The following is a 22,083-nucleotide window of genomic DNA, read 5'->3' as shown; positions in this document are numbered from 1 at the left end:
CCCCCCCCCCCCCCCCCCCCCACTGTTCCCTTCGCTTTTCTGGGCACCCACCTCACAGGGGGGAGTTTATACAGGGGAAGTTTAAAAAGTAAATGCGTACGGACTGGTAGTCCGTACGCATTTACAGCTGAGTTGAGTGAATAGCCTTGGCAGGCCGGGAGCCCCCTGGTGAGAAAGCTCTTCGTGTTGGACGAAGGGGTAGAATTCCGAGCGTGCCGGCGTCGGCTTCGTCCAAATCTAGGGGCCGCTACCCCGCTGGCGCGAGATAGAGGCTAGAGGGATTCACCGTGGTCAGCGGTGCATCCTGTAGGGAAAACCCCGTTCGGGGTGCGGTAAAACCGCGGGATATGCGGGCAGGCTGTCCGGTAGCCTGCCGCATCGTACGCCTATTCGTAGGTAGGCATTGCCGATTCGACGAGCGTTGCGTGCAGCTGCAGGCACAACTTGCGAATCTTATCGGCACGTTCCTGCGCCTGAGCCTGGGAGGCTGCGTCGCGGCGCGATGCCAGCGGAGCCACCGCGATTTCCACGAGGGAGATTTCGCGGTCTGCTGCAGACTTGAACGCGCGCAGGTGGCGGGGCTGAATACCGTGCTGGGTCAGCTCTGCGCTCACGCGGGCAATCAGCACATCGTAGTCGGTGTACTCCACATCCGAGCCATCTTCGAGCAGTCCGAAATCAATCAGTTCACGGATCAGCTCGGGGGTGGTGTTAGCGTACTCTGCCAGCTCGCGCAGGGTGTAGGTGCGACCTTCCTGCTCATCCGGTCCAAGGACGCTGTCCAGGACGTCTTCGCTAACGGTGGCAGGCATGGAGTTCAGCACGCGACCGGCTTCCAGATCCTCCAGATGCTGACGGATGACCTTGAGCGGCATGTAGTGATCGCGCTGCATGGTGAGAATGTAGCGCAGGCGCTCAATGTCCGTCTGGGAGTACTTGCGGTAACCCGTTTCGGTACGGCTGGGGTGCACCAGACCGCGCTCCTCCAAGAAACGAATCTTGGATGCGCTAATTCCGGGGAACTCCAGGTCGAGCTGGCTAAGAACCTGACCAATGGTCCGGCTCTTAACGTCACGCGGGTTACGGTCAGAGTCGCCGTTCTCCACGTCCTCTAGTTCAACCTCAGCGTTAGTGAGGTTTTCATCGATGCGTGAGGTCATCTATGTCTTTCGGGTACTTGTTCGGCCGATGTCGATACGAGCCGAAGTTTGAGTGAGTGGCTCGTTCCCCCGGTCGGGAGTCTCGCTTCGTGCCGAACATCTTTGCTTAGTGTTGAGAGTGTGATAGATAAGTTCAGTTGTTTATCACGAAATGATAAACCGCAAACCTTCGAGACAATCTTATAGCCTCACAAGGCATTTTGCTATTCAGTTCGCCCTTTTCAGGGGCTTTTTGAACCCAAAAATAGCCACACAATCAAACACTATCCAGTAGAGACAGTACCAATTTTAGCAAAATTCCAATACTTCGAGCGCGCATATCTCATATTGGACTGCTTTACGAGGAAAATTTTATCTTCTCGCGATAGTTGAAGTTTTCATCACATTTAACTTGAAAGAGGCTCCCACTAGGGGTTTAGCCTTCTTTCAAGCCCCTCAGATGGCTTCAGAGACCCTCAAGATGAACCTTACCCACGCCCGTTTATTTGCGTTTGCGTGCACTTTAAATGAAAAACGGCGAGACCAATTGGTCTCGCCGTTTCAACACTACGTACCTCTTACACGAGGCCGGTAGAAAACTAGACGTCTATCGGCTTAGAGCTTGTCCAGCTCAGCCTGGTAGCCCTCTGCGTTCAGCAGGTTAGCCAGGTCGTCAGCGTTCTCGGGACGAATCTCAACGATCCAGCCCTCACCGTAAGGATCGGAGTTAACCAGTGCGGGGTCATCCTCCAGACCCTCGTTGACAGCAACAATCTCACCGGAGATGGGAGCAAAGAGGTCAGAGACAGACTTGGTGGACTCAATCTCACCGAAGCTATCCTCAGCAGCTACAGAGTCGCCAACGGAGGGAAGGTCGACGTAGACGACGTCACCCAGTGCATCCTGAGCGTGGTCGGTAATACCAACACGGACGGTGCCCTCAGCGGTGAGAGCGGAAACCCACTCGTGCTCAGAAGTGTAAGAGAGTTCTGCGGGAACGTTGCTCATAGCAGCGGTGTCCTTTCAGTGTGTTCTTGCGTAGCGCGGACCTTCCCGCGCACGGTTCCGTTCCGCGTGTGGGATTGCGAAACGTCCTACACCAATTATCACATAAGAAGTAACGCGGGGCACGTTCAAACACCCCCGTACCATTTCTATGACGCTATTTTTCCTCTTCTTATCCGTGCACCTAAGCATCCGTCTCTTATCGACCTCTAGGCGCCTCTCTATTAATCACCTTCACGCCCACAGCACTGGGCCCACTCCCCTATATCGGGGAGTAGCAGAGACGCAAAAAGCTCAGGGCCCCACACCACAAAGGTGCAGGGCCCTGAGCCTAAAGACTAGAGAGCTAAGCTCTCACAGCGCCTTAGCGGGAAGAAATGACGCGCTCGGAGAAGCGGTTCGGGTTACCGAAACGGTGTGCGGTAATCGAAACAGCCTGCTCGCGGAGGAAGGGCAGCATCTCGATACGGCCAGCCTCGGTGACCGGTGCGAAGTACACTGCAACATCCGGGCGACCACCCAGTGCCGAGTAGATGGACTTCACATCGTTACCGATGTAGCGGATACGGGTGCCTTCCAGCGGGGTACCAGCCAGTGCGCGAACCGGGGTCTTAGCGTTCGAAGCCAGGTACTCGCGGAACTGAGCGTCCGACTTGACCTCGTACTTGATGCCCTTGTTCTCCAGGACGCCACGGACGTCGACCGGCAGGTCCTTACCGACGGACAGAGCGACCGGTGCATCAGCTGCCAGACCGGCGAGCACAACGCGCAGGGTCTCTGCGGGCGATGCGGACTCGTCTGCACGAACCAGAACCTGGGTGGGTACGTAGCGCAGGATGTTGCGCTCGACGCCCAGCTTCGAGGGATCGTGGCCGAAGCCGAACTCGGTGTCCCAAGCGTGTGCGTCAGAGGAGACGCCGCGCTTGATGAATGCGAAGTCCTCGCGCTTGCCCAGCTCGGAGTTCTCGATGGTAGCCAGGGTCTCGCGGACGGTCACCGACTGGGTGGTTGCGGTCGCGGTTGCCTGTGCGGGCTCCCAATCGGACAGAGCAATCAGGTAGCTGGGGCCACCAGCCTTGGTACCGGAACCCACGGTGGACTTCTTCCAACCACCGAAGGGCTGACGCTGAACGATTGCACCGGTAATTGCACGGTTCACGTACAGGTTACCTGCCTGGACCTTGGAGAGCCACAGCTCGAGCTCGTCAGCATCCAGCGAGTGCAGACCAGCGGTCAGACCGTAGTCGGGTGCGTTCTGCAGCTCGATTGCCTCTTCCAGGGTGTCAGCGGTCATGATGCCCAGGATGGGGCCGAAGTACTCGGTCATGTGGTACTCGGAACCGGGCTTGACGCCTTCGCGAACACCGGGGCTCCAGAGGCGACCGGTCTCGTCCAGTTCCTTGGGCTGAACGAGCCAGCGCTCACCCGGGCCGAGGGTGGTCAGACCGCGCAGCAGCTTCTCTTCCGGCTTCTGAACAACGGGGCCCATCTGGGACTCGATATCCTGCGGGTGTGCCACGTGCAGCGAGTTGACGGAGTCAAGCAGCTGACGGCGGAAACGCTCGGACTGTGCCACGGAGCCAACCAGGATGACGGTCGAACCAGCGGAGCACTTCTGACCTGCGTGGCCGAATGCCGAGTAGACGACGTCCTTGACAGCCAGGTCGATGTCAGCGTTCGGGGTGACGATGATGGAGTTCTTACCCGAGGTCTCACCGAACAGGGGCAGATCATCACGCCAGGAGCGGAAGAGCTCAGCAGTCTCGTAACCACCGGTCAGGATCAGGCGGTCAACCTCGGGGTGCGAGATGAGCAGCTTACCTGCAGCGCGGTCAACAACCTTGACGAGCTTCAGAACTTCCTTGGGAACACCTGCATCCCACATGATCTCTGCGATCAGTGCACCGGTGCGTGCGGTGATGGTTGCGGGCTTGAAGATGACAGCAGAACCTGCAGCCAGACCAGCCAAAACACCACCGGCGGGGATAGCGGTCGGGAAGTTCCACGGGGGGACAACCAGGGTCAGGTCAACGGACTTGGGCTTTGCGCCGTCAATCTTCTCGAGGTCCTCAGCCAGCATTGCGTAGTAGTATGCGAAGTCGATTGCCTCGGAGACCTCGGTGTCGCCCTGCTCCAGGGTCTTGCCAGCCTCAGCTGCCATGACCTCCAGCAGGTCGCCACGACGCAGGGCGATAGCCTTACCGACCTTGCGCAGAATCTCTGCACGCTCGTGGCCGGAGAGCTTACCCCATGCCTTACCAGCCTCTTCGGTTTCCTTGATCAGCTTCTCTGCGTCAGCTTCGCTGGTCAGCTCATTAGCCTTGAGGGTGTCAATGCCCAGCTTGGTGGTCTTGGAGCGCTCGAGGATTGCGCGGCCCCACTCGCGGTTGCCTGCCAGTGCGGGGTCGGTGTCGGGGGTGTTCTCGAAGCGGCCAGCCGGTACGAAGACGTTGTCCTCGTTCTCGGTCAGACGGTTCTGGGTACGCTTGGATGCGGGAACCTCGTCGGTGACGGAGTTCAGTGCGCGCATGAAGCGGTCCTCTTCGCGCTTGAAGATGGACTCGTCGGTTGCCAGGTCGAAGATACCGGACATGAAGTTCTCGGAGGAAGCGTTCTCCTCGAGACGACGGATCAGGTATGCGATAGCAACGTCGAATTCCTTGGGGTTCACGACGGGCACGTACAGCAGCAGGTGGCCAACGCGACGGCGGATGATCTCTGCCTGCTGCTCAGCCATACCAATCAGCATCTCGAACTCGACGCGGTCCTTCACGCCGCGGTCCTCGGACAGCAGCAGTGCGAAAGCAACGTCGAAGAGGTTGTGGCCTGCAATACCGAGGCGAACGTTCTTCACGTGCTCGGGGCGCAGTGCGTAGTCCAGAACGCGCTTGTAGTTGGTGTCAGCAGCCTGCTTGGTGTCCCAGGTGGTCAGCGGCCAGCCGTGCATAACAGCTTCGACGATTTCCATGGAGAGGTTTGCGCCCTTAACCAGGCGGACCTTGATGCCTGCGCCGCCAGCAGCAACGCGCTTTGCGGACCACTCCTGCAGGTGCTGCATTGCAGCCAGGGTGTCGGGCAGGTATGCCTGGAGCACGATACCGGCTTCCAGGTCCTTCAGGTGGGGCTGGTCCAGGATCTTGGTGAACACCTCAATGGTGAGGTCCAGGTCCTTGTACTCCTCCATGTCCAGGTTGATGAACTTCTTGGGGGAGCTAGATGCAGCCAGCTCGTACAGCGGGGTCAGGCGGCGAACAGCGGTCTCAACGACCTCGTCGAATGCCCAGTGCTGGTGGGGGCCGGAAACAGCGGACACCTTGATGGAGACGTAGTCAACGTCGTCACGTGCCAGCAGGCGCTTGGTCTCAGCCAGGCGGTGCTCTGCTTCCTTGTCACCCAGAACTGCCTCACCGAGCAGGTTGACGTTCAGGCGGTTACCGGTCTTGGTCAGCTCTGCAATTGCGTCGCCCAGCTTCTCCTCGGAAGCGTCGACGATCAGGTGACCAACCATCTCGCGCAGCACGCGGCGTGCAACGGGAACGGTGGGCCATGCGACCTTGCCAGCCAGCTTGCCACCGAAGCCAACAGCGGACTTCATGTACCAGGGCAGGAAGGAAGGTGCCAGGCCGGAAATGCGGGAGAGGTTGCGGCCGGAGACGTTGTCGTCTTCGGGGCGAATAACGCCATCAACAAAGCCGACGGTGAAGGGAAGACCATTGGGGTCCTTCAGAACACCGGCGAGCTGCTCAGCTGCGAAGGTGGGCTTGATCGACTGGGACTCATTTACCCACTGGCGAACAAGCTGACGAGCTTCCAGAGCCATCTTCTGGTAGTGCTCAGATGCGAAAGGATGGGTCATCCTTGACTCCTAACTATCTTACTGTGTGCGGTACACACCACGTTTGGCGATGTCTCTATTTCACCACAAAAGGGTAATAAATACCTCATTAGAAAAACTGAATGTTTTTTCCAAAATTCATTTAGATTTTCTTAATGATTGTGCGGTGAGGTTTTCACCCCGCGCCCCCTCCGAACCTCCTGTTCGAAGAGACAAGGTGAAGTTTGTAGCGACATCGCTATCCATCTCTCTCAGGCTAGCACTTTCAGAGCGCAAATATCGAACCCACTTCGTAACAGACGAACACTTCAAAACCAGTCCCAAAAGCATCTTCAACCCCAAGAATCGTCACATTCAGCGCGAAAATACTCGCTACACAAGCCAACATGCTGGCACCCCACTTCAGGCGTCTCAAAAAGAGCTGGCCGGAAGCCCGCGCGGTACCATATACAAGAGTCCACGATGAGAGACGCACCATGGAATACGGTGGCAACCACAGCCAACGCAATGCCGAGTGCACCAGGGAGGAAAATATGTCCATCTACGACATCCGACGTATGCAGATGCTCCTCGAAATCCAAGAACGCGGCACTGTCATCGCCGCAGCCGAAGCACTCAGCCTCACCCCCTCCGCCGTCTCCCAGCAGATTGCCACCCTCGAAAAAGAAACCGGCACCCCGCTTTTGCAGCGCATCGGCAGGCGCGTACAGCTCACCAGCGCCGGACTCATCATCGTCGACAGCGCCCGCAGCATCCTGCGCGAACTCGACCGCATGCAAACCTCCGTCGCCAACCTCACCGGCGAACCCGCAGGCATGGTCCGCCTCGCAATCTTCCAGTCCGCGGCCTTCGCATTGCTACCGGAAACCCTCAGCTACCTTGCCGAACACGCACCCTCACTCACGCTGCAAGTACTGCAAATCGACCCCGAAACCGGAACCTCACTCACCCGAAGCCGCGAATACGACATGGTGCTCTCCGAAGCCTACCCGCACCACCACATCCCCGAATACCCCGAACTGCACTCCGAGCTGCTCACCGAAGACCCGCTCAGCCTCATCGTGCCCAGCACCTCCACCATCACCTCGATTGAGGAAGCGCACGCACTGCCCTGGGTTCTCGAAATGGAACAGAACACCTCCCGCAGCTGGGCGCTCAACCAGTGCCGCACCGCAGGATTCGAGCCGGTCATCCGCTATAGCGCCAATGACATGATTACGAACTCCAACCTCGTCAAAGCAGGATTCGCCGTCACCATCGTGCCCGGCTTCATCCTCTCCTCCCTCTCCACCACCGAGGGACTACGCATCGTAGAGCTCCCCGGCAAGCCCTCCCGCAAAATCTTTACCGCTGTACGCCGAGAGTCCGCCGCTAACCCCGCCATCGCCATGGTGCGCCAAGCGCTACACCACGCAGTGCAGGTGGCATTCGGCGAACACGACAAGACCGAAACCGCATAAGAAAAATCGGCTGCCGCTCATCTCGATAAACCAACCGACGCAAAGGTCGGGGCCGTTCCCACGAACGACCCCGACCTTTCAACATACCTTTTTGAACAGGCGCCTATATATAAGGTATAAAACACACAACGGAGCCACTCCCCCGCCGTGCCTATCCCTCACAGGAGCCAGCCCAACTGCTAGTTCAGCGAAGCAACCACAGCCGAGCTCTGCACCTCGTAGAACGACGAGGACAAACCAGCCGCCGCCATATCCAGCACAGCGCTCACATGAACCTGCTTCAACGCAGAACCGGCAACACCCGAAGCCACCTGATAATTCAGCTGAACATCCAGGCGGTGACCGCGAGGAATAGCAGTACGCAACTCCAGAACATTCTCGCTGCCGGCACCAGCTTGACCGGTCTGCTCGCTACGGCGCACCGCATCAAGATTCAGAGCATCCACAGGAGCCACCAGGGCTGAAGCACCCAGGCTACCCGAAGGTAGCACCGCCTGCCCCGAGGTAACACGAAGAGTCACCGCTGGATTCAACAACAAACCAGTCTTCGGGTCCTGCGCGCGAGCACGCACCATCAGGCGAGTACCCACCGGCAGCGTCGAATTGCCCTCATTAATAATGCTCAGGCGAGTCGGCAGATTCCGGAAAGCAACAGTACGCGCCGGCTGACTCTGCAAAGACACAGCCTGCACACCGTTAGCAGCCTTCAACTCCAGACGGATGCACGACTCGTTATAGCGCATCGGAACCTGCACCAGCGCAGAACTCGCCGCGCCACCGTGCTGTCCACCGCCGTGCTGACCGCGTTGCCCGCCGCGCTGTCCACCAGGACGCTGGGTCACCGGGGTCACGCGAGCGCGCTTACCGCCCGAACGAGTTGCCGCCTCCGCAGCGCTCACGCCGCCAGCTACCAAGGCAGCCGAAGCGCCCGCAACCTTCAACGCGGTACGGCGAGAAGCGTTCATCAGATTATTCTTAGTCATTTTCTACTCCTCTAAGCCTTCGCGATACGGTACACGCCGCTAATCGTGCCCTGCCACCAGGTGCCGTAACGGTCAATCGTGCCCACCATCTGCAGGGTGTCACCACCGCCAAGCAACAGGCTCACATGCTGAGGCAGGCGCTGCTCATGCATCGTCTTACCGGTTTCCATGTCCAGCGCGACCGCCCACGCGTAGGCGCCATTCGCCAAACCAGCCGGACCGCGGCGACGCTCACAGGTGTAAATCAGACCGTCAGCAGTGGAGTAACGAGGAACAGCCGAAGAGTACACGTCCTTACGGTCCCACATCTTACGCAGACCGCGGTCGGTAATATCCCAACGCTCCATGCCGGGAGCAAAAAGCGCGTTCGCAGGAACTGACGGGCCGGCACCCTCCGGGTACTTCGGGTAGGGGTAGCCGTAGGTGCTTGCACCGACCATCGTGTTACCCACACCGATCATGGAATTCTCAGTGCCAGAGGTACCGGCAGTAAACAGGCCAGCGCTACCGACCTTCACACCGTTATCAGTGCGGTACACAATGACCGACTCCTGAATATCAGAGTTATCGGTCAGCATCACGTAATCCGAACCGTTCGGGCCAAAGAACGTCGGGGAGGCGCCGGAACCCCACGCGAGCTTACCGGGCTTGCGGGCGCTACCTCGATCGTACGCATGCCACCACTTGAGGGTGGGCGCACCGGTTGCGGTAGCGTTCAGCATATAAATAGCGTGGGAAGTAACCACACTCACGCCCTGCGGGCACGCCGAAATCGAGTTATCGATACGTTCACCCGCAATCGACGCCTTATTCAGGCGCATCGAGCGAATCGTGCCGCGGGCAGAATCAATCACCGCAATGTAGCCGTTCTTCGTCGCAACCCAAATGCGACCGGACCAGTCGGGTACCAGGCCAACCACAGCGTCATTGGCGCTCTGGGCGAGCATGCGGCTCAGGTCAATACGCTCATCAACGCGGATGCTGCGTCCGTCAGCAGAGTGGGAGAGGCGCAGCAGGCACTGAGAGCCATCCACCAGAACCATACGGTCCTGCGCGTCAAGGTAGGCGTACACACCACCGAGCAGCGCGCCCTTCGGGATGTCCAAGTGGGAGAGCTCGCGGCCGGTATGCGGGTCAAGGATAGAGAGCTTCGGGGTGATGAACTCGCCGTGGGCGAAGACCTGGGTGCAGAGCACCTGAATGAAGCCGTCACGTCCGGCAAGAATCGTCGGGCAGGCGCCGCCGAGCTTCGTGCCGGTAATCTTCCAGTCACCGGCGCCGGGGCCGGCAAGAGGAGTAGCGTCGGAAGACTGGGCATCACCGTGCATGGTGGTAATGCCGGGTGCGCCCAGGTGCGGATTCGCCTGGGCGTTATAGGTGGGGGTCATGGTTGGTTCTTTCTAACGGTGAGTGGCGCACACCTTCAATGGAGTGCACAAATATGCGCTTTCACATGCGCAAACGTTTCACATTGTAGGGTCAGAAAGCAGTTTTTGACGACACTAAAGGACACCTTGAAACATTGTTCAGGCGACGCTTGAGATCTTCACCTGGAAAGCTCTCAAGCACTACCTTTCAGATTCAAGGCGCCCCTTTACCCCATCACCACGGACTCTCATACCCGCGGCGATTATTTTTAGCTATTTCTCCATGAGCGCCTTTGCCAGGGCATCATCAAGAACCAAGTCAGTAATTGCGCCCGTACGCAACGCGCCGCGCAAAGCACGCACACGGTGAGTACCGGACGCAACGCAAATACGGCGCGGAATGCGGGCAAGCTCCTTCGGAGTCGGACCGGACGCACGCTTATTCAACTCAAGATCAGCCCACGAGCCGTCCTCACGCAGAAGAATCGTGCACATATCCCCCACAACGCCCAGCTCACGCAACTGACGCTGCTCCTGCACCTCAAAATAGCCACCCGAATACACGTGAGAAGGAATAGGTCCACCAAAAGCACCCACGCCAAAAATAGCGAGGTCAACATTCTGCTGGGCATGCAGATTCTTCTGCACGCTACGCTCACGCCACATGGCGGTCTTCGTGTCCGCATAGTCAAAGAACGCGGGAACCGGAAAATGGATAGTCTGCGCATCATAGGCATTCACCAACTGCCCCAGCAGGGAACCCAGGTACGGAATGCCCGAATGGTGCGCGTTACCGGCACCATTCATCTGCACCACAGTCACGCCCTTCAGAGGGCGGCGCGGCAGATGACGAGAAATCTCGGTCATCGTTGAACCCCACGCCACACCCAGGCTCGTTCCATTATCAATCAGGGAATCAAGTAGAGCCGCCGCAGTACGGGATACCTGGCTCATGCGGGCGATGGGGGTGGCGTCCGAACGGACATTCACGAGAGTAACGCGCACCTTATAGCGCTCACCGATGCGGCGCTCAAGCTCGCTGCGGGCACGGAAGGAATCATCTAGACGGATCTGCACCATGCCGCTCTCACGAGCACTTTTAAGCAGACGCGACACAGTGGCTCGAGAAACCCCCAGACGAGCCGCGATAGCGTCCATCGTCATGTTGTGAATGTAGTAAAGCTGCGCTGCCTCGTAGGTATGGTTAGCGCGTTCGTTCATCTGCCACAGACCCCCAGTGAAAATCCGTTCATACTGCTTGGTTATTATTTCACCATTGGGTTTTACTAAATGCAAGATGAAACCCCCACGCCGCACAAGCGGCAATACAGGAAAGAGCAGTACATGAGCTCCCAGCACATTGCACAGCAGTCTCAGCTGACCGCCGAGTCCCGCGCCAAGGCGCTCAAGAGCATGGTCAACGAAGAACTCGACATCTTGGTCGTCGGCGGCGGCATCACCGGTGCAGGCATTGCCCTCGACGCAGCAACCCGCGGTCTGCGCACCGGTATCGTCGAAGCAGGCGACTGGGCTGCAGGCACCAGCGCATGGTCCTCCAAGCTCGTTCACGGCGGCCTGCGCTACCTCTACAACCTCGACTTCAAGCTCGTGACCGAAGCACTGACCGAGCGCGGCCTGCTGCTGAACAAGATCGCACCCCACCTGGTGCACGCACAGCCCTTCCTGTGGCCCCTGAAGATGCCCGTCATCGAGCGCGCATACTCCGCAATCGGCATCGGCATGTACGACACCCTGGCATTCCTCGGCTCCCGCGGCAACAAGGGCGTCCCCTCCCAGCGCCACTTCACCAAGGCCGGCACCAAGACCGTCTTCCCCGACATCAAGGACTCCGCATTCAGCGGCGCAATCCAGTTCTACGACGCACGCGTTGACGACGCACGCCTCGTCATCGACGTCGTCCGCACCGCTGCAGGCTACGGCGCATTGGCTGCATCCCGCACCCAGGTTGTCGGCTTCACCAAGGACGCATCCGGCCGCGTCATCGGCGCAGAGCTGGCAGACCTGGAGACCGGCGAGCGCCTGAACGTGCGCGCAAAGCACGTCATCAACGCAACCGGCGTGTGGACCGAAGAATCCGAGTCCCTCGCTAACCCCGAGGGTGGCCTGGAGGTTCTGGCATCCAAGGGTATCCACATCGTGGTTCCCCGCGACCGCATCAACGCAACCAGCGGTATCTTCACCAAGACCGAGAAGTCCGTTCTCTTCATCATCCCCTGGCAGCGTTACTGGATCATCGGCACCACCGACACCCCCTACTCCGAGGACCGTGAGCGCCCCGTCGCAACCAGCAAGGACATCGACTACGTGCTGATGCAGGCTAACAAGCTGATCGCTAACCCGCTGACCCGCGAGGATATCATCGGCACTTACACCGGTCTGCGTCCGCTGCTGCAGCCCAAGGTCAAGGACGGTGCAGCATCCACCAAGGTTTCCCGCGAGCACACCGTGACCGAGGTTGCACCCGGCATGAGCGCAATCGCAGGCGGCAAGCTCACCACCTACCGTGTCATGGCTGCCGACGCTGTCGACTTCGCACTGGGCGAGCAGGCTAAGCAGAACCCCTCCGTGACCGCAACCATCGGCCTGGTCGGCGCAGACGGCTACCACGCAATCGCTGCTAACCGTGCACGCTACGCACAGCGTTACGGCTGGGATGAGGACCGTATCACCCACCTGCTCGAGCGTTACGGATCGCAGATTGAGGACCTCGGCGCTCTCATCGACGCTGACCCCTCCCTCGGTGCTCCCCTGGCTCAGGCACCCCAGTTCCTGCGTGCAGACGTCGTCTTCGCTGTCCGCTACGAAGGTGCCCTGCACCTGGAGGACGTTCTGGTCCGCCGCGTACGCCTCGACCTCGAGCAGCGCGACCGCGGCTTGGCAGCAGCAGACGAGATCCTCGATATCCTGCGTGCCGAGCTCGGCTGGGACGATAAGAAGGTCAAGGAGGAACTCGACCTCTACGCCGCACGCGTACAGGCTATCCGCGAGGCAGAGTCCACCTCCACCGACGCTGAGGCATCGGCAAAGATTGAGGCTGTCACCCCCGTGGCACCCCGTGTGAAGCTCTAATCCGTAGAGATTCCACGCACCTTTCGTGACCGGTTATCCGGTACGAACCGACCGTTCACCCCTCACCGAGCATGGGTTATCTCATATTTTCGGTGAGGGGTGGACGAGAGGTTAAATAACCGTTTACGATAATCCCCTGCATAAGAAGCAGCGAGCTAAATACAGGGTTAACCCACTGGTACGATCTGCTTCTCATCCAGAAACATCTATCAATTTTTCGTAGCAACCGCTACACATTTCAGCACAGCGTTGTGCCCCGATCCGCCCGTGCGGTGAGGACGCACGGGAATGCGCAAGCAAAGGTTCGCTTGCCTTCCAGACGCTTCGTCTTCAAGGAGCATCAATGTCTCTTCTTGCTTCCGCAGGAACTGTACTTGCAGCCGGCTCTTCCGCTCTCGTGGATGCATCCGGCGCCCCCACCACCCTCGGAATCTTCGCTTCCGAGTTCTTCGGCACCTTCATCCTGATTCTGCTCGGTGCCGGCGTATGCGCCGCAGTGACCCTCAAGAAGTCCTACGCTAAGGACGCAGGCTGGGGTGTTATCACCTTCGGATGGGGTCTGGCAGTGTTCACCGCCGTGTACCTCTCCTTCCATTCCGGTGCACACCTGAACCCCGCAGTGACCGTCGGCCTGGCAACCGCAGGCCGCGACCTGGCAACCGGTGTTCCCGCAACCGCAGGCAACATCGCCCTGTACATCATCGCTCAGATGCTCGGCGCAATGGCCGGCGCAACCGGAGCGTACCTCACCTACAAGAAGCACTTCGATGAGGACCCGGGCGACCGCCTCGGCATCTTCTCCACCGGCCCCGCCATCAAGTCCTACGGCTGGAACGTCATCACCGAGATTATCGGCACCTTCGTCCTGATTGGCTGGATCATCGCATCCGGTAAGACCCCCAGCGAGCTCGGCCCCCTGGCTGTTGCCCTGGTCGTTGTATCCATCAGTATGAACCTCGGTGGCGCAACCGGTTCCGCTATCAACCCCGCACGTGACCTCGGCCCCCGTATCGCCTACACCTTCCTGCCCATCCCCGGTAAGACCGGCTCCAACTGGTCTTACGCATGGGTTCCGGTTGTTGGCCCAATCATCGGCGCTATCCTCGCAGGCCTGATCGTTCCGGCAGTTCTGCCCCTCTAAACCTCTCTAATACCCCCGTTCTTTTGTTCTAAGGAAAAATCAATGACGACTTCTCTGCACTCCGCAACCCTCAACGTCGAACGCAAGTACATCCTCTCCATCGACCAGGGCACCACCAGCTCCCGCGCGATCCTGTTCAACAAGGCGGGCGAGAACGTGGCTCAGGGCCAGCTCGAGCACGAGCAGATCTTCCCCAAGGCCGGCTGGGTCGAGCACAACGCAACCGAGATTTGGCAGAACGTCCGTAAGGTCGTAGCAATGGCTATGGCAAACGGCGAAGTCAACCACCACGAAATCGCTGCAGTCGGCATCACCAACCAGCGTGAAACCACCGTCGTGTGGGACAAGAACACCGGTGAGCCCGTCTACAACGCAATCGTCTGGCAGGACACCCGCACCCAGGAAATCGTTGAAGAGCTCGCAGGCGAAGAGGGCGTTGGCAAGTACCACGACATCGTCGGCCTGAACCTCTCTACCTACTTCTCCGGCCCCAAGATCAAGTGGATCCTGGACAACGTTGAAGGCGCACGCGAGCGCGCAGAACGCGGCGACCTGCTCTTCGGCAACACCGACACCTGGCTGGTCTGGAACCTGACCGGTGGTGTTGACGGCGGTGTTCACGTCACCGACGTAACCAACGCATCCCGTACCCTGCTGATGAACATCCGCACCCTCGAATGGGATCCGCAGATCGCTGCAGACATGGGCATCCCCATGAGCATGCTGCCCGAAATCAAGTCCTCCTCCGAGGTGTACGGCTTCGGCCGCGCAACCGGTCTGCTCGCAGGCACCCCCATCGCGGGCATCCTGGGCGACCAGCAGGCCGCAACCTTCGGTCAGGCTTGCTTCGAGAAGGGCATGGCGAAGAACACCTACGGTACCGGTAACTTCATGCTCATGAACACCGGCAACGAGCCCGTCTTCTCCAACAACGGTCTGCTGACCACCGTCGCATACAAGATTGGCGACGCAGCACCCGTCTACGCTCTGGAAGGCTCGGTCGCAATGAGCGGCTCCCTGATCCAGTGGCTGCGCGACAACCTGCGCATGATTGAGCACGCTGCAGAGTCTGAGGAACTGGCTACCTCCGTCAAGGACTCCGGTGGCTGCTACGTTGTTCCCGCGTTCTCCGGCCTGTTCGCACCTCACTGGCGTTCCGACGCTCGCGGCGTCATCGTTGGTCTGACCCGCTACGTGAACCGTGCACACATCGTGCGTGCGGCGCTGGAAGCAACCGCATTCCAGACCCGCGAGGTTCTGGACGCAATGAACGCTGACTCCGGTGTTGAGCTCTCCGAGTTGCGCGTGGACGGCGGCATGACCGCTAACGAGTTCCTCATGCAGTTCCAGGCTGACATCCTCGGCGTTCCCGTAATCCGCCCGAAGGTTGTTGAGACCACCGCTCTGGGCGCAGCATACGCTGCAGGTATCGCTGTTGGTTTCTGGAGCGGCGAGCAGGACGTTGTGGACAACTGGGCTGAGGACAAGCGCTGGCTGCCCTCCATGGAGCCCGCAGAGGTTGACCGCCAGTACCGCCTGTGGAAGAAGGCTGTCTCCCGCACCCTCGAGTGGGTTGACGAGGACGTTCCGACCGCCTAATCACAGCACCCGTTGCCTAACGGCACGGCCCGCGTACTAGCGACGCCCCGGCTGCTTCTCCCCCGCTATGGGGTTGAAGCAGCCGGGGCTTTTCGCTGTTTTATGACGCTCAATTCAGCGTTTATTGCGGCGTAATTTCTACAAAAATTAGTGCTGGGGTACGGTGGGTGATTGTAAATGCAGTATCTTCCGCCGGCTGCTTTCTGCGGTATTGTTCGTGAGGTGTCAGTACCGCACAGGACGCGTACGCGACATATTCATGCGCTGTCCTGACAGGAGTCGACGGTTCGCGCTGATACTTTATTTACACGCCCGTCCGCTGTGGTGCTTCACGTACCGCGGCGGACGGACTTTTATCTCTTGTTACTGGGTTCTCTGCGTTAACGATGAGTGGGGTTCGCTTTTCGTGCTGCAGTTCTCGCTGTAAAAATCACTGGTTTTATGCCCCTTGTTGAGATACCCGTTCACATGTTGTGTGGGGTTGGTCTAACAGCGTTTGTTTGCCTTTGATGTCCACTTCAAGCGCCGTATCATAGATATATAGGCTTATTAGCCCTATTCTGGTCGCCGAAGATGGCGGTTGGTTATGCATCCGGCACCTTCCGGTGCTCATGAGAACGGAGAGAGGCTCCGTTGGAAGGAGGGAGCGGGTTTCCCGCACCGATTATGGTTGATGTCCGTCGCCGCAAGCTTGCAATTATTGCTATGAACGTTTCGGTTCTTGCAGCTGCTCTCTCCTGGCTGTTGGTGCTCTTCTCTGTCATGTATTCTCCCGCAGCTGTACCGTGGGCTCTGGGCGTTGCTATCGTACTGACTGTGATTGGCGCCTACGCACTGTACCGCTACTACTCCAAGTACTCGCACGTGCTCCCGAACGAGGACCCGGATGCGCACGATGTGCTCGGTCACGACCTGCATTCGACTCACCTGCCGCATCTGCACCACACGGAGGGCAACGCTGATGGAGTAGCCGCTAAGTAGCGAGCTTCTTATCCCCTAGACAGCATAAATGTGCCGCCTCACCAATACCGGTGAGGCGGCACATTTACGTTATGGTCAGGGGCAGAGGCCGGCCCTGCACTCAAGATTATTTCTCAGCGGTCGGGTCAGTACTTTGACGCGCTTCAGCTTCGGCTCTGGCTAGTTCTGCCTTTTTATTCTCCTGGACTATCAGAGCGTTATATTTCCAGCCGGGGATTCGTTCAACAAGCCACCCAACCCAGAGGAGCGCAGCGGTAATGAGAGCGACCGGAATCAGGTAAATGAGGAAGCTCGGGTTGCGGGTGTGGTCTGAGGTGCTCCCCGCGCTGAGTTCCCACAGCGCAATGATTGGTACCGCCATTATGGGCATCACTATAAAAAGGATGAGGGCATAGTAAATGCCCATCATGCTACCGGGCCTACCTCTATTTATACGAGCTTGGGTAACGGCTCTGTCCAGGCGTTTGTATTCCTCCAGAGTTTCGCCGTCTAGAAGCGAAGCGTCAGGGATTTTGGCCATGACGTACTGTACGGCTTCAAAATCTGAGGGCGAGCAAATAAAGATATGCCCCTGGGACATAACGGTGTATTCTTTCGCGATGTTGAGGCACGCCTGCGCGTAACGGTTATTGAGCTCTCGACTCTCCGGGTTTTCCTTGAGTTCCCGGCGGAGGTCTTTCAGGTCTTCCATGTTTCTCCTTGCAATTTCAGTCGTCGTTGAACCCAACGTTGGGGTACGAGAAACACAGGTCATCCCCCACCCGGTGCGGGGTGGAGAAGCCGGAGTATTGAATTGCGGTGTATCGGTGTGTACTTCACAGAATGCCAGCTCTTGGGGCTCAGACAAAATTGACCGGGCATCCTGAGATGTTTCAACGGCGGTGCATACATCTCATATATAGCGGTCAGTTATAGACAAAACCCGCTACGGGTACGGTACGGAGGTGCCCCTCCCCTATGATGGTTGAAAGGGATATTTACCTCTAATACCATCTGCAATACACGCCTACGAGCCAACGAGGAAGAGCATGACCAAAGCGACCGATTCGCCGCAGCCGCCGGAAGCGCTCGCGCGCTGGTACACTCGCTATTCGAGCCCCGTCGGCGTGCTCTACCTTGCCGCCCGTGCGGATGCGATTGTGGGCATCTGGTACGAGGATCAGGCGCATTTTCCGCTCCCCCATGAGCTCGGTGAACTAATCGAGAATCCCGTCACCTACCTACGGGAGCACAACACGGCGGAAGAGGAAGAGCCAACCGGTGAGTATGCTGCGGCGCGGCTGCTGTCGCGTGCTGAGGCAGAGCTCTCCGAGTACTTTGAGCGCAAGCGCACTTCTTTTACGTTGCCCCTAGATCCTGAGGGCACCGATTTTCAGCTGATTGTATGGGAGCATCTGAAGACTGTTCCTGCCGGGTACACCACCACTTACGGTGAGATTTCGCGTGCGGTTGGTCCCGGTGCTCCGGCGCAGGCGGTGGGTCAGGCGGTCGGCCGCAATAAGGTTTCTATTATGATTCCGTGTCACCGCGTTATTGGTGCTGATGGTAGTTTGACTGGCTACGCTGGCGGGGTTGAACGTAAGCAGTTCCTTCTCAATCTGGAGGAGCCGGAAGAGGTGCGGGAGGCGCGGCTCTTCTAGCGATGTCACCCGGCGGTGATTGAGACTTGTCAGAGGGCGGAGCGTGCATCGGATGCGGGCTCTGCCCTCTGTCGTACCTATTTTCGGTTTCGTTGCTCTGCACCACGACATATAATCGAATATACTTGCGATTTACTCACGCTAGGGCTACTGTTTAAGTAGAACATGATTCCGAAACACTCGGATCGGCTCAGCAATCTCAGAGAGGAGAAACCGTGACCTCGCAACCTAACATTCCCGCCAAGCCCCTCGAAAACACCCCGAACTACCCCACGTGGGTGACCGATGAGCTTCTGCGCGACTACTACGACACCGAATGGGGCATGCCCGTCACCGATGAGCGGGGACTCTTCGAAGCCCTGAGCCTCGAGGCTTTTCAGGTGGGACTCTCTTGGCGAACGATTCTTGCCCGCCGCGAGGCATTTCGTCACGCTTTTGAAGGCTTCGATCCCGAACGCGTGGCTGCGTTCACCGACCAGGATGTTGCGAGACTCCTCCAGAACGAAGACATTATCCGTAACGAGCGGAAGATTCGCGCGGTCATCTCCAACGCGCGGCTGACCCTTCGGATGCGTGAGCTTGCCGCCACGCCGTATGACGCATCCGCGGAGGATATTAATCTTCCCCTCATTGCTCCGGCATCCATCTCAGCTAAGGCAGACAGTACCGAGGCGACAGCCGCACGCCGCCGTCGAGTTCGTACGCTAAGCGATGAAGACCTGGACCGGATGCGCGAGCGCACCCTGCCTGACGGCACACGTGTACCGGGCGGGCTGCCGGCGTGGCTGTGGTCCTTCGCGCCACACGAGACTATCGCGCCGCATACCCTGGAGGATATCCCGACAGATACACCCGAGTCCGCGCTTCTTGCCAAATCTTTTAAAGCTCTAGGAGGTGTGTTCTTGGGTCCGGTGACCGCCTATGCGCTTATGTGCGCGGTCGGTATGGTCAACGCGCACCTGGTGGACTCGCATCGGCGAGGCTGTTCGGGGCTCTTTACCTAAGCCCCCTCGCCCTAAGCTCCCCACGCTTGGCGTGCTTGCGTGCAAGGGCGCAGAAAAGCCGCGCGCCACTTCGTAGAAGTAAGCACGCGGCTTCTATACGTTGAGAGGTTCCGCTCTGAATTAGATCGCCACAGGGTTAGATCATCACGAAGAGGAAAATCAGCGCCAGCAGCGGCGGGGTCAGCTGAATCAGTGCCGGCTTGCGCTTATCCGGGGAGGTGAGGAACAGGTAGACACCGGCAATCGCCATGGAGCCCAGGCCTGCGAACATGAGTGCCACACCCACCTGCGGGGAGCCGAACCAGAAAGCCAGCAGACCGGTTGCGGCGATCCAGGCGAGCATCAGGTTGTACAGGCCCTGGTTTGCCGCCATCTCCTTGGTAGACTCGGCGAATTCTTCGGTCATTCCGAAGGTTTCGCGGCCCTTGGGCTTAGTCCAGAGGAAGGATTCGATAATCCAGATGTACACGTGAATAGCGATTGCTACGAAGGCAAAAACGGTGGTGACCGTTGCGAGTGCCTGCATTGTTTCTCCTTAAGCAGTAGGTGTTCTATTAGGCACCTGCCCGTTCTTTATTCTGGAGCACAACCTGTGGTGATGTTCAGAATCATGCAGGAGCAAGCACAAGAAGTAATTCTACGCTTCTTCCGGGCTTATCGGAACTTCCCTGAATATGCATAAAACCCCTCGATTCGTCGTCTGCAGAGAAAATTGCAGGGTTCTCATCGAGGGGTTTCTACGCGGGGTTACGCCGAATCCGGTATCGGTCTTTAGCCAACCATGAGCGACAGTGCGAAGGACCAGACGCAGACCAGGCCCAGCAGAATAGCGCTGTACTTGATGGACATGGAGGTGATCTTCGATTCTTCGCCGGCGCTGTTCACAGCCGCCGCCGCAATCGCGATGGACTGCGGGGAAACAATCTTACCCATCACGCCACCGGCGGTGTTTGCGGCAACGAGCAGGGTCGGGTCAACAGCAATCTGGGCTGCGGTGGTGGACTGCAGGCCCGCGAAGAGCACGTTAGCGTTGGTCACCGAGCCGGTCACGAACACACCAATCCAACCGATGATCGGGGACAGCAGCGGGAAGACCGGGCCTGCTGCCGCGAGCGCCAACGCAATCGAGGTGGTCATACCGGCGTAGTTCATCACGTTTGCGACGGACATGACCAGGCAGATCATGAGGATCGGCATCTTCAGCTGGTTCCAGGTGCCGCCGAGTTCTTCGAAGGCTTCGCCCCAGCTGATGTTCGAGGTCAGGACGGTAATGATTGCAGCCACCAGAATTGCGGTGCCGGATGCGCCCAGGGTGTTCCAGGAGAACATCGCGGTCACGGTCTTGCCGGCACCGGTGGTGATGGCTTCGTGAATGCCGGGGATGGGGAACGCCAGGGTTGCGGCGCCGAGCAGGCCGTTGGTTGCGAAAATCGGCTTCAGTGCGGTGGACCAGAGCAGGATGGTTGCGGAGAGGAAGATGAAGGGGCTCCACGCCTTAACGATCTCAGCGCCGGTGTGCTTGACACTCTGCTGAGCCTGAGCTTCTTCGAGGCTGGGTGCGGTGGATTCGCGGTAGATGTGCTTGGGCTGCCACTTCTGCATCACGAGCGCCAGGGCGACCAGGGAGAGTAGCGGCGGGATGATGTCGACTAGTTCAGGCGAGCCGAGCAGCATCAGGATGGCCACCTGACCGCCGGAGAAGATCACGCCGGTCATAAGCGCTACGAGACCGACTTCGCGGATGCCGCGGATGCCGTCCTGGATTGCAACCATCAGCAGCGGCACGATTGCCACGAAAATCTGCAGTACCGGAACCATACCTGCGGACAGGTGTGCGGTGTCCAGGCCGCCGACCTTAGCTGCGGTGGTCACGGGGATACCGATAGCACCGTATGCGCCGGACGCGGCATTAGCTACCAGCGCCAGCATGGATGCTTTGAGGGGGTTGAAACCCAGGGATACCAGCAGTGCCGCAGAGATAGCGATTGGGATGCCGAAGCCTGCCGCGCCTTCGATGAAGCCGCCGAAGCAGAAGGCAATCAGTAGCACCTGGATGCGCTGGTCGTTCGAGATGGAGGAGACGGAGGAGCGCACGATGTCGAAGTTACCGGCGCGCACGGCGATGCGGTAGAGCCACACCGCCATGAGCACGATCCAGCCGATGGGCCATGCGCCCGAGAGGAAGCCGGAGAGGATGGAACCGGCACCTGCGGTGATGGGCAGGCCGAAGATGGCACAACCAATGATGAGGGTGGTGCCGAGGGTCAGCAGTGCTGACTTGAGGCCGCTGAGTTTCAGGACGGTCAGGCCCAACAGGAAGAGGATGATGGGTACTGCTGCGACCAGTGCGGAGAGCACCGGTGAGTTCAGCGGGTCGTAGGTTTGCTGCCACATAGGGCGGGTGGTCCTTTCGGTCTGTGCGTTTGTTGCGGTTGCTTCTTCCGATACGGCTCCTGTGCTGTATGGAAGCGCTAGGCCGCATAAAACCGATGGGTTCCTCCGCTATGTGGCGGAGTGACCCATCGGTGAAGCGTTATGGTCATCAGTTCCCAGGGGCTGAAGTTGTTCCCTGGTTTTAACTGAAAGAAAGCGGGATTATTCCCGCTAACTAGGTGCTCATGACTTTATCTGTCTAAGCTATCAGGTCTCCCTCATGAGTTCAGGATAGGATAACCTTAAGTGTGCACAAACGATACTTATGTGCATATTTACACTCCCCGGTATTTGCCCCTAACCACCCCCCTCGAGCCATCAGCTAGGCATCCCACCACATGCCCCCTAACAAGCCCAGATAACGTAAAAGCCCCCTCCTACAAAAGAAGGGGGCTTTTGCTAAACC

At 58.7% G+C, this 22,083-nt stretch carries 16 protein-coding genes; 7 read left to right on the top strand and 9 right to left on the bottom strand.

Features of this window, described 5'->3' with window-relative positions; genetic code table 11:
- Window positions 1-386 precede the first annotated feature (386 nt).
- The 3 genes from HMPREF2605_RS05975 to HMPREF2605_RS05965 form a co-directional block, all read right to left on the bottom strand.
- A complete protein-coding gene (locus tag HMPREF2605_RS05975; protein ID WP_070830439.1) occupies window positions 387-1,160 on the bottom strand; it encodes a transcriptional regulator FtsR in 774 nt (257 codons plus the stop codon).
- 594 nt (window positions 1,161-1,754) lie between these two features.
- Window positions 1,755-2,147 carry a glycine cleavage system protein GcvH gene (gcvH, locus tag HMPREF2605_RS05970; RefSeq protein ID WP_070830437.1) on the bottom strand — a complete coding sequence of 131 codons (393 nt, stop codon included), beginning with the start codon at window positions 2,145-2,147 and terminating at the stop codon, window positions 1,755-1,757.
- A gap of 361 nt (window positions 2,148-2,508) precedes the next feature.
- Entirely contained in the window at window positions 2,509-6,000 is a 3,492-nt protein-coding gene (locus tag HMPREF2605_RS05965) for a bifunctional proline dehydrogenase/L-glutamate gamma-semialdehyde dehydrogenase (RefSeq protein WP_070847367.1), read from the bottom strand.
- A gap of 512 nt (window positions 6,001-6,512) precedes the next feature.
- Here HMPREF2605_RS05965 and HMPREF2605_RS05955 point away from each other — a divergent pair.
- Window positions 6,513-7,439 carry a LysR family transcriptional regulator gene (locus HMPREF2605_RS05955; protein WP_070847363.1) on the top strand — a complete coding sequence of 309 codons (927 nt, stop codon included), beginning with the start codon at window positions 6,513-6,515 and terminating at the stop codon, window positions 7,437-7,439.
- A gap of 179 nt (window positions 7,440-7,618) precedes the next feature.
- Here HMPREF2605_RS05955 and HMPREF2605_RS05950 read toward each other — a convergent pair whose 3' ends face one another.
- From HMPREF2605_RS05950 to HMPREF2605_RS05940, 3 genes are all read right to left on the bottom strand, one after another.
- Window positions 7,619-8,422: a transcriptional initiation protein Tat gene (locus tag HMPREF2605_RS05950; protein ID WP_070847361.1), complete on the bottom strand. Its 804-nt coding sequence runs from the start codon at window positions 8,420-8,422 to the stop codon at window positions 7,619-7,621.
- 11 nt (window positions 8,423-8,433) lie between these two features.
- Entirely contained in the window at window positions 8,434-9,810 is a 1,377-nt protein-coding gene (locus tag HMPREF2605_RS05945) for a hypothetical protein (protein ID WP_060823691.1), read from the bottom strand.
- Between the two features lie 252 nt (window positions 9,811-10,062).
- Window positions 10,063-11,010, bottom strand: a complete 948-nt coding sequence (locus HMPREF2605_RS05940) for a sugar-binding transcriptional regulator (protein ID WP_049359844.1) — start codon at window positions 11,008-11,010, stop codon at window positions 10,063-10,065.
- Between the two features lie 123 nt (window positions 11,011-11,133).
- Here HMPREF2605_RS05940 and HMPREF2605_RS05935 point away from each other — a divergent pair, with 123 nt between their 5' ends.
- The 4 genes from HMPREF2605_RS05935 to HMPREF2605_RS05920 all read left to right on the top strand — a co-directional run bounded on the left by HMPREF2605_RS05935 (window position 11,134) and on the right by HMPREF2605_RS05920 (window position 16,600).
- Window positions 11,134-12,879, top strand: coding sequence for a glycerol-3-phosphate dehydrogenase/oxidase (locus HMPREF2605_RS05935; RefSeq protein ID WP_070847359.1), 1,746 nt, complete (start codon window positions 11,134-11,136; stop codon window positions 12,877-12,879).
- A gap of 343 nt (window positions 12,880-13,222) precedes the next feature.
- Window positions 13,223-14,020 carry an MIP/aquaporin family protein gene (locus HMPREF2605_RS05930; RefSeq protein ID WP_070847357.1) on the top strand — a complete coding sequence of 266 codons (798 nt, stop codon included), beginning with the start codon at window positions 13,223-13,225 and terminating at the stop codon, window positions 14,018-14,020.
- Window positions 14,021-14,062: 42 nt separating this feature from the next.
- Window positions 14,063-15,619, top strand: coding sequence for a glycerol kinase GlpK (gene glpK / locus HMPREF2605_RS05925; protein ID WP_049345276.1), 1,557 nt, complete (start codon window positions 14,063-14,065; stop codon window positions 15,617-15,619).
- Between the two features lie 666 nt (window positions 15,620-16,285).
- Window positions 16,286-16,600, top strand: coding sequence for an N-acyl-D-glutamate deacylase (locus tag HMPREF2605_RS05920; protein ID WP_239662207.1), 315 nt, complete (start codon window positions 16,286-16,288; stop codon window positions 16,598-16,600).
- A 106-nt stretch (window positions 16,601-16,706) separates the two neighbouring features.
- Here HMPREF2605_RS05920 and HMPREF2605_RS05915 read toward each other — a convergent pair whose 3' ends face one another.
- The gene (locus tag HMPREF2605_RS05915; protein ID WP_049340782.1) at window positions 16,707-17,291 is read right to left on the bottom strand and encodes a hypothetical protein; all 585 of its coding nucleotides are present in this window, start codon (window positions 17,289-17,291) and stop codon (window positions 16,707-16,709) included.
- A 337-nt stretch (window positions 17,292-17,628) separates the two neighbouring features.
- On the opposite strand from HMPREF2605_RS05915, the gene HMPREF2605_RS05910 reads away from it, so the two are divergent.
- Complete coding sequence (locus HMPREF2605_RS05910; protein ID WP_049353021.1) at window positions 17,629-18,240, top strand: methylated-DNA--[protein]-cysteine S-methyltransferase; 612 nt, start codon at window positions 17,629-17,631, stop codon at window positions 18,238-18,240.
- A 215-nt stretch (window positions 18,241-18,455) separates the two neighbouring features.
- A complete protein-coding gene (locus HMPREF2605_RS05905) occupies window positions 18,456-19,244 on the top strand; it encodes a DNA-3-methyladenine glycosylase I (RefSeq protein ID WP_070847355.1) in 789 nt (262 codons plus the stop codon).
- Between the two features lie 136 nt (window positions 19,245-19,380).
- Here HMPREF2605_RS05905 and HMPREF2605_RS05900 read toward each other — a convergent pair whose 3' ends face one another.
- Together HMPREF2605_RS05900 and HMPREF2605_RS05895 are read right to left on the bottom strand one after the other, a co-directional pair.
- On the bottom strand, window positions 19,381-19,770 hold the full coding sequence (locus tag HMPREF2605_RS05900; RefSeq protein WP_005506606.1) for a DUF1304 domain-containing protein: 390 nt from the start codon (window positions 19,768-19,770) through the stop codon (window positions 19,381-19,383).
- Window positions 19,771-20,015: 245 nt separating this feature from the next.
- Window positions 20,016-21,638 (bottom strand): L-lactate permease, encoded by a 1,623-nt coding sequence (locus HMPREF2605_RS05895; protein WP_070847353.1) that lies wholly within the window; start codon window positions 21,636-21,638, stop codon window positions 20,016-20,018.
- Window positions 21,639-22,083: the final 445 nt, after the last annotated feature.

This window comes from Rothia sp. HMSC065C03, assembly GCF_001837295.1.
Lineage (GTDB): Bacteria > Actinomycetota > Actinomycetes > Actinomycetales > Micrococcaceae > Rothia.
This window is presented reverse-complemented; position numbering and strand designations above follow the sequence as displayed.